This is a genomic window from Streptomyces sp. NPDC054840, from assembly GCF_053611065.1.
Map to the genome: position 1 here is coordinate 1 of NZ_JBSGZP010000620.1, position 4,314 is coordinate 4,314.

The 4,314-nt window shown below is 69.3% G+C and carries 4 protein-coding genes; 3 read left to right on the forward strand and 1 reads right to left on the reverse strand.

The features are described 5' to 3' along the window. Nucleotides 1-26: 26 nt before the first annotated feature. On the reverse strand, nucleotides 27-1,409 hold the full coding sequence (locus ACWGIU_RS30875; RefSeq protein ID WP_453711336.1) for a glycine--tRNA ligase: 1,383 nt from the start codon (nucleotides 1,407-1,409) through the stop codon (nucleotides 27-29). Between the two features lie 155 nt (nucleotides 1,410-1,564). On the opposite strand from ACWGIU_RS30875, the gene ACWGIU_RS30880 reads away from it, so the two are divergent. Genes ACWGIU_RS30880 through ACWGIU_RS30890 form a run of 3 tightly spaced genes read left to right on the forward strand, consistent with a single transcriptional unit; the run spans nucleotide 1,565 to nucleotide 4,223 of the window. Next, nucleotides 1,565-2,539 carry a metal ABC transporter substrate-binding protein gene (locus ACWGIU_RS30880; protein ID WP_453711338.1) on the forward strand — a complete coding sequence of 325 codons (975 nt, stop codon included), beginning with the start codon at nucleotides 1,565-1,567 and terminating at the stop codon, nucleotides 2,537-2,539. 29 nt (nucleotides 2,540-2,568) lie between these two features. Further along, nucleotides 2,569-3,360, forward strand: a complete 792-nt coding sequence (locus tag ACWGIU_RS30885; RefSeq protein ID WP_453711340.1) for a metal ABC transporter ATP-binding protein — start codon at nucleotides 2,569-2,571, stop codon at nucleotides 3,358-3,360. After that, nucleotides 3,360-4,223 (forward strand): metal ABC transporter permease, encoded by an 864-nt coding sequence (locus tag ACWGIU_RS30890; protein WP_453711342.1) that lies wholly within the window; start codon nucleotides 3,360-3,362, stop codon nucleotides 4,221-4,223. Before ACWGIU_RS30885 ends, ACWGIU_RS30890 begins: the two co-directional genes overlap by 1 nt. Nucleotides 4,224-4,314 lie beyond the last annotated feature (91 nt).

Genomic DNA, 4,314 nt, shown 5'->3' on the forward strand with positions numbered 1-4,314 from the left:
GGCCACCGGTCTTCATACGGCAGGACCTAGCAGCCGAGCAGACGGCTGCCGAGGTAGGTCTGGATCTGGTCCAGGGAGACGCGCTCCTGCTTCATCGTGTCGCGCTCGCGCACGGTCACCGCGTTGTCGTCCAGGGTGTCGAAGTCGACGGTGACGCAGAACGGCGTACCGATCTCGTCCTGGCGGCGGTAGCGGCGGCCGATGGCGCCCGCGTCGTCGAACTCGATGTTCCAGAACTTGCGCAGGTCGGCGGCGAGGCCCTTGGCCTTCGGCGACAGCTGCGCGTTGCGGGACAGCGGCAGGACGGCGACCTTGATCGGGGCCAGGCGCGGGTCGAGGCGCATCACGGTGCGCTTCTCCATGACGCCCTTGGCGTTCGGGGCCTCGTCCTCGACGTACGCGTCGAGCATGAAGGCGAGCATCGCGCGGTTCACGCCGGCGGCCGGCTCGATGACGTACGGGAAGTAGCGCTCACCCGACTCCTGGTCGTGGTACGTCAGGTTCCCGCCCGAGGCGGCCGAGTGGGCCTTGAGGTCGAAGTCGGTGCGGTTGGCCACACCCTCCAGCTCGGAGAACTCGTTGCCACCGAAGTTGAAGCGGTACTCGATGTCGGCGGTGCGCTTCGAGTAGTGGGACAGCTTCTCCTTCGGGTGGTCGTACCAGCGGATGTTCTCCTCGCGGATGCCGAGGTCGCGGTACCAGTTCCACCGCTCCTGCATCCAGTACTCCTGCCACTGCTCGTCCTCGCCCGGCTTGACGAAGAACTCCATCTCCATCTGCTCGAACTCGCGCGTGCGGAAGATGAAGTTGCCCGGAGTGATCTCGTTCCGGAAGGACTTGCCCATCTGCGCGATGCCGAACGGCGGCTTCTTGCGCGAAGAGGTCAGCACCTTCTCGAAGTTGGTGAAGATGCCCTGGGCGGTCTCGGGGCGCAGGTAGGCCTTCGAGCCGGTGTCCTGGGTCGGGCCAAGGTGGGTCTCCAGCATGCCGGAGAACTGCTTGGGCTCGGTGAACTGGCCCTTCACGCCACAGTTGGGGCAGTTGATGTCGGCGAGACCATTGGCGGGCACGCGGCCGTGCTTGGCCTCGTACGCCTCTTCAAGGTGGTCCGCGCGGTGGCGCTTGTGGCAGGAGGTGCACTCGGTCAGCGGGTCCGAGAAAGTGGCGACGTGGCCGGAGGCCACCCACACCTCGGGGGCCAGGATCACGGAGGAGTCGATACCGACGATGTCCTCACGCCCGGTGACCATCGCCTTCCACCACTGGCGCTTGATGTTCTCCTTGAGCTCGACACCGAGCGGGCCGTAGTCCCAGGCGGCCTTGGAGCCGCCGTAGATCTCACTGCACGGGAAAACGAAGCCACGGCGCTTGCTCAGGCTGACGATGGTGTCGATCTTGTCGGCGGCCACGGTGCTCTCTTCATTACGAGGACGAACGGCGAAGCCTTTAGATTACCGGCGCCCGCACCCCCGCTTTCAAATCGGTTCCCCTTGCAGGCCCGCCCACCCAGGCCTCCCACCTGCGTTTTTGACAACCGTTTCCATCTTTGATGAAAATGGATGTCATGAACGTACGCCGCCTCATACCCACCGCCGCCCTCGCCGGAGCCGTCGCCCTCGGCGCCACCGCCCTCAGCGCCTGCTCCGGAGCCTCCGCGAGCGGCAGCGCGGACGGCAAGCTCGACGTGACGGCGTCGTTCTACCCGATGCAGTTCCTGGCCGAGCAGATCGGCAAGGACCACGTGAAGGTCACCACCCTCACCAAGCCGGGTGTGGAACCGCACGACCTGGAGATCACGCCCAAGCAGACCGCCCAGCTGGGCGAGGCCGACGTGGTCCTCTACCTCAAGACCCTGCAGCCCGCCGTCGACAAGGCCGTCGCCCAGTCCGGCGCGAAGAACGTCGTCGACGCCGGCGCCCTCACCGAGCTGGAGGCCCACGCTTCCGGCCACGACCACGAGGGCGCGGCCGGGGCCGAGGGCGAGGAGGGCCACCACGACGCCCACGGAGGCGAGGCCGGCGCGGACCCGCACGTCTGGCTCGATCCCGCCAAGTACGCGGAGGTCGCCAAGGGCGTCGGCGCGGCCCTGGAGAAGGCCGACCCCGCCCACGCCGCCGACTTCAAGAAGAACACCGACGAGCTGGTCGGGAAGCTGACCGGACTCGACACCGAGTTCAAGGACGGCCTGAAGAACACGGCCACCAAGACCTTCATCACCACCCACTCCGCCTTCGGCTACCTCGCCGAGCGCTACGGCCTGGACCAGGAGGGCATCGCCGGCCTCGACCCCGAGTCGGAGCCGAGCCCCGCCCGCGTCAAGGAGATCCAGGAGATCGCGAAGAAGGAGAATGCCACCACGGTGTTCTTCGAGACCCTGGCCGGCGACAAGACGGCCAAGACCCTCGCGGCGGACACCGGTCTGAAGACCGACGTCCTGGACCCGCTCGAGGGAATCACCGACGAGTCCCAGGGCGCTGACTACTTCGCGGTGATGCGGTCCAACCTGCAGAACCTCCAGAAGGCCCTCGGTAGCAAGTGATGGCAGAAGCAGCAACGGAGGCGCGAGTCATGGAGTCCACGCCCCGACAGGCCGACGACCGGCCCGTCATATCCCTGCGCGGCGCCGCGGCCTCGCTCGGCTCGCGCCCCGTGCTGCGCGGGATCGACCTCACCGTCCGCCGCGGTGAGGTCGTCGCCCTGCTCGGGGCCAACGGCTCCGGCAAGTCCACGGCCGTCCGCGCCGTGGTCGGCCAAGTCCCCCTCACCGCGGGCGAGCTGTCCCTCTTCGGGACGGAATTCAAGCGCTTCCGGGACTGGGCGCGCATCGGATACGTCCCGCAGCGCACCACCGCCGCGGGCGGGGTCCCCGCCACCGTCCGCGAGGTCGTCTCCTCCGGGCGGCTGGCCCGCTCCCGCTTCGGCCTCCTGCGCAAGGCCGACAGGGCCGCCGTCCAGCGCGCCCTGGCCCTCGTCGACATGGAGTCGCACGCCGACGTCTCGGTCGACGCCCTCTCCGGCGGCCAGCACCAGCGCGTCCTCATCGCCCGGGCCCTCTCCGTGGAACCCGAACTCCTGATCATGGACGAGCCGATGGCGGGCGTGGACCTGGCCAACCAGGAGGTCCTCGCGAGCGCCCTGCGCGAGCAGGTGGCCGCCGGTGTCACCGTGCTGCTCGTCCTGCACGAGCTGGGCCCGCTGGAGCCTCTCATCGACCGGGCAGTCGTCCTGCGCGACGGGTGCGTGGTCCACGACGGTCCGCCGCCCGAGGCCGTGGGACAGCACGCCCTGCCCGGCCACGACCACGTACACCCCCACGCGGCGCACGACGCCGAGCCCCTGCGGACGGGACTGCTGAGCTGATGGACATCCTCGACTACGCCTTCATGCAGCGCGCGCTGATCGCGGCCGCCCTGGTCGGCATCACGGCCCCCGCCATCGGCACGTACCTCGTCCAGCGCCGCCAGGCGCTCATGGGCGACGGTCTCGGCCACGTCGCCATGACCGGCGTCGCCCTCGGGCTCGTGCTCCACACCAGCCCGGTCTGGATGGCCACCCTCGTCTCCGTCCTGGGCGCCGTCGGCATGGAGCTGATCCGCGCCCGCGGCAGGACCAGTGGGGACGTCGCCCTCGCCATGCTCTTCTACGGCGGCCTCGCCGGCGGCGTCATGATCATCAACCTCGGGGGTGGTCAGACGGCCAGTCTCCTGGGCTCCATGTTCGGCTCGATCACCACGGTCGCCACCGAGGACGTCGCCGCGATGGCGGTCCTCGCCGCGTTCGTCCTCGCCGTCGCCATCGGCCTGCGCCGCCAGCTCTTCGCCGTCTGCCAGGACGAGGAGTTCGCCCGTGTCACCGGCCTGCCCGTGCGCACGCTGAACCTGCTGATCGCGGTCACCGCGGCGGTCACCGTCACCGTCGCCATGCGCATCGTCGGCCTGCTGCTGGTCAGCGCGATGCTGGTGATCCCGGTCGCGGCGGCCCAGCGGCTCACCCGCAGCTTCGCCACCACACTGGGCCTGGCCATGGCCATCAGCCTGACCGTCTCGCTGACCGGCACGGCGGCCACCTACTACATGGACGTGCCCTCGGGCGCGACGATCGTGCTGCTCGCGATCGCCGTCTTCATGGCGATGACGGCCCTGTCCGCCCCCCTCGCCCGGCGCCGGGCCAGAGCGGCGCTCGCGGCCGAAGAGGTCTGCACGCGCGACGACGTGAAGGTCTAGTGCTGTGACCGGAAAGGTTCACCGGGTCACGACGCCCGGCACGGCACCTCGCCGCGTTGTCGGACCGCGCAAGTACGTCCAGTACGAGCCG